At 73.4% G+C, this 3,855-nt stretch carries 1 protein-coding gene; it reads right to left on the bottom strand.

What is annotated here, in order from left to right; genetic code table 11:
* Positions 1–85: 85 nt before the first annotated feature.
* On the bottom strand, positions 86–3,637 hold the full coding sequence (locus ACH01S_RS41650; protein WP_067905844.1) for an alpha-N-acetylglucosaminidase TIM-barrel domain-containing protein: 3,552 nt from the start codon (positions 3,635–3,637) through the stop codon (positions 86–88).
* Between the last annotated feature and the right edge of the window lie 218 nt (positions 3,638–3,855).

The raw sequence follows: 3,855 nt of genomic DNA, 5'->3' as shown, positions 1-3,855 counted from the left end.
CGAGGGGCCGTTTCCCGAGAGCGAACGCGACTCGGGAAACGGCCCCTCGCGACCAACGGGGGTTCCAGGGGGTCGCCCCCCTGGGCTAATACCGCCCGTACACGCTGACCTCTGTCAGGTGGAAGGTGAGGTTGGCTGTGTTGCCCAGGCCGACGACGCGGATGTAGCGGGCCTTGGCCTCGGTGGTGATGGTGTCGCCCGCGTCGGCGGCGGGTTTGGGGCCGTTGCGGCCGCCGATGGTGAACCAGTGGGCGCCGTCGAGGCTGCCCTCCAGCCGGTAGGTGTAGTAGCGGGTGCCGTCCACGTAGTTGCGGACGTTGACGCGCGACACGTCGTTGACCGCGCCGAGGTCGACCCGCCACCAGTTCTGGCCGTAGGTCATCTGGCCGCCCCAGTACGGGGAGTTGGAGCGGTTGCCGTCGTTGGCGGCCTCGGGCGGGCGTCCGGCCTCGGACGACAGCACCGCCACCGGCTTGCGGAGGCTCTGCAGGACGTCGCCCGACCCGTCGCGGGACGTGTCGGCCGCTTCGGCGATCCCGCCGCCGAAGAACGCGACGGCCTCCCGCGCGGTGTGCCGGTTGACGGCGGAGACGAACATGCCGACGTCGCGCGCGCCCGCGGCGCCCGGCGCCGTCCCGGAGCCGACGACGGCCCAGTTCCTGCCGTCGGAGCCGCACGAGCCGGTCACGCGGTCGCCGTCGCGGCGGAGGCGGACGTGGACGTCGCCCGCGCCGAACCCGCCGACCTCGGTGAACCGGTCGAGCCCGCCGTCTCCGTCGGAGTCGTAGGAGAAGACGCAGCCGTGCTCGGGCGTGACGGCGATGTTGGCGTATCCGCCCGATCCGGGTTTCGCGAGGTCGTCGCTCACGACGAGCCCGGCGCGCGACCAGGGGGACGAGCCGTCCAGCTTCGTCACCTTCGTGGACACGGCGCGGCCCGGGGCCAGCGCGCCGTCGGCGTAGACGGTCGCGAGCTCGTTGGTGTCGAGCCAGAGGTCGTCGCCGCCCGCGGCGATGCCGATCGTGTCGCCCGCCTGCGCGAACTCGGCCTCGGTGGACGCGGCCGTCCGGTACGGCGGCGCGATCGCGCTGCCGCCGACCATGAGGAGGGAGTGCGCGGTCGCCCGGTCGGACTCGCCCCTGCCGGTGCGCCAGGCGACGGTCGCGTCCAGGGAGGGCAGCGTGCCCGGCTTCGCGTCGGCGGGCGCGGTGACCGTCCAGGTCGCGGCGCCGGTCTTCCCGGGCTCGACGTCGCCGCCCGCGCCGGGTTCGTCCCGGACGTCGAAGCCGCGCGGCGCGGCCAGCCGGAACCGGACGCCGCGCGCCGTGCTCAGCGACGACTCGTTGGTGAACGTCGCCGTGACGCGGACGGTCCCGCCCGGCCTGATCCCCTTCCGGTCGGACGTGACGGTCAGCGCCCCGGCCGGTTCCTCGGCGACCTTCGTGGCGAGCCGGTGGGCGTCGCCGTGCGGTTCGGCGGCATAGCGGGTGCCCGCGCGCGCCCACTTCTCGGCGACGTCGCGCCAGTCGATCGTCCTCGGCTCGGCGCCCGTGTCGAGGGCGCGCCCCAGTTCGTCGAAGAACATCTCCCAGCGCTTGGCGTAGTAGCCGCCGACCAGGCCGTTGAACTCGCGGCGGGCGTAGTCCTGGAGGCCGGGGCTGCCGCTCTCCCACAGCGTGACCAGCGACTTCAGGTTGTAGTCGAGGGTGGCGGCCTCGCGCCGGTCCGCCGCCTGCCGGGACGCCTCGCGCTGCCACGCCCCCAGCAGGAAGTTCGGGTCGGCGCCGAGGACGTCGTCCATGAGGCGGATCTCGTCCGTCCAGCGGCCGGTGAGCGCGTCGAACGCGGCGCGGTCGCGGGCGACGTAGGCGGCGCGGATCTTCGGCAGCAGCACCCTGCTGCGGTTGGCGAGCACCTGGCGCGCGACGTCGACCAGGTCGTACCGGTACGCGCCGGACCGCCGCAGCCGCGGGTCGACCTGGAGCAGCTCGCGCAGCGCCGTCTCGAACTCGGCCGGGTCGTAGAGCAGCGGGTAGCCGGTGTTGGACAGTCCGGGCTGGTCGTCGAACAGGCCGGTGACGTGCCGCGTGTCCTTGCCCGCGGGCCAGGAGTAGGCGGTCTTCGCGATCGTCCGCCAGGCGGCGAGCGCGTGCGGGTCGGCGGCGCCGTAGCGGGCGGTCGCGTACTCGTCGAACCAGGCGTCGACGTCGACGGGGCCGTCCCGCCACGGCATGTCGGCGAAGAACGCGACGGCGGCCGGGTTGTTGTCGATGGCCTCGGGCATGAGCGCGATGCCGTTCATCGCGGTGCCGGGCTTGGCGCGCAGGGCGTGGTACTTCTCGTTCCAGGTGGTGAGGCTCGCGCCGAAGTTCTGGTGCCCGCCGAAGTTCCAGATGGTGCCGAACGCGTACTGGGTGCCGAGGAAGTCCTTCTCGCGGTCGGTGATGTTGGGCTGCTCGGTGATGCCGTCCACGATGAACATGCGCGAGCGGTCGACGGCTTCGAGGGTGTCCTTGCGCGGGTTGTTCTGCCAGCCGAGGATCACCCAGGTCGCTCCGGGGTGGGCGGCTTCGAGCGCGTCCTGGACGGCCCTCGACGCGGCGGGCACCGGGACGTCCCCGGCCCGTCCGCCCTCGTGCAGCAGGTCCATCTTGTACATGGACGACGTGCCGTACAGGTCGGTCTGCGCCTGGTAGAACGCCGCCGCGACCTTCGGGAACTCGGGCCCGGTCGGGTCGAGCCAGTCGGGGCGCTCCAGCCCGTTCCAGGTCCCCTGCGGGACGGTCTTCGCCCCCGGGTTGCGGGTCTCGAAGTCGGTTGGAACGGTCCCGTAGTAGCCGGGCAGGACCGGGGTCATGCCCAGCTCGCGCAGCCGGTCGACCATCCGCCGGGCGAGCGCCGCGCGCCGGTCGATGAGCTGCTGCGAGATCGGCGAGTCGGTGCAGCACATGTTCTGCAGCAGCCACCACGCCTGGTGCCCCGGCTGCGGGATCCACTTGCGCATGTCCTCGGCGCTGTAGCCGAACTGCCGGAAGGCGCGCTGGTAGACGGCGTCCTGCCCCTCGTACACCAGCACCTCGTTGATGCCGAGGAGGGCGAGGGCGTCGATGCGGCGCTGCCACTCGTCCCAGCTCAGGTAGGCGCCCGCGTAGCCCTCGTTGGTGTCGTTGAGCGCGAAGCGGTGGACGACGTCCGCGTCCTCCTCGATCGGCGCGGCGGGCAGCGGCAGCCGCGCGGGCAGGTCGAGCTGCGCCCCGCCGATCGCGTAGTCGGCGTGCGCGACCTGGCGGAGGTAGCGGCCGAACCCGGCGAGCTGGACGGCGGGCGTCGTCCCCGCGACGACGAGGCGCCCGCCCTCGGCGGACACGCGGTAGCGGTCGGGCCCGGCGCCCTTGTCGATCGTGTGGAGCGTCACCTGGGCCGCGCGGTGGCCGCCGAGGATCCGCTCCAGCGCGCGGGCCGCGGGTCCGCCCGCGCTCGCCGTGGCCGCCGGGTCGGCCTTCGCCGCGGCGGGCACGGCGGCGGGCGCGAGGGCCAGCGGAACGGCCAGCGCCAGGAGGGCCGCGATGAGCAGAGTTCGAGTCAGGAGCAGCGCCCGCGGGCGCCCTCGGATTCCCAGCCGTCGGTCCGGCGCCATGGCGGACACCTCCGCGTCTAGTTTGTTAAACTTCTTGCAAAACCAGATCGGGCTCATGATGATCCGCGGCGGACCTCGCGGTCAAGGGGTCGAGTGGATCTTTCTCGGAGGCGGCGTTGGCAGGTCGGCGCGCGGTCGGCACCCCGGTGCTGCGCCGCATCAACACGGCGGCGGTGCTGCGCGCGGTGCGGGGCCGCGCGCCCGAGCCGGTGCGGCTC

The organism is Actinomadura chibensis NBRC 106107 (assembly GCF_001552135.1).
Taxonomy (GTDB): domain Bacteria; phylum Actinomycetota; class Actinomycetes; order Streptosporangiales; family Streptosporangiaceae; genus Spirillospora; species Spirillospora chibensis.
The sequence above is the reverse complement of the archived record's forward strand: the minus strand, read 5'-3'. Positions and strand labels throughout refer to the sequence as shown.

Bases quoted from the DNA above. Each gene is read 5' to 3' on its own strand.
- ACH01S_RS41650 (WP_067905844.1), bottom strand. From the start codon at position 3,637: ATGGCGCCGGACCGACGGCTGGGAATCCGAGGGCGCCCGCGGGCGCTG.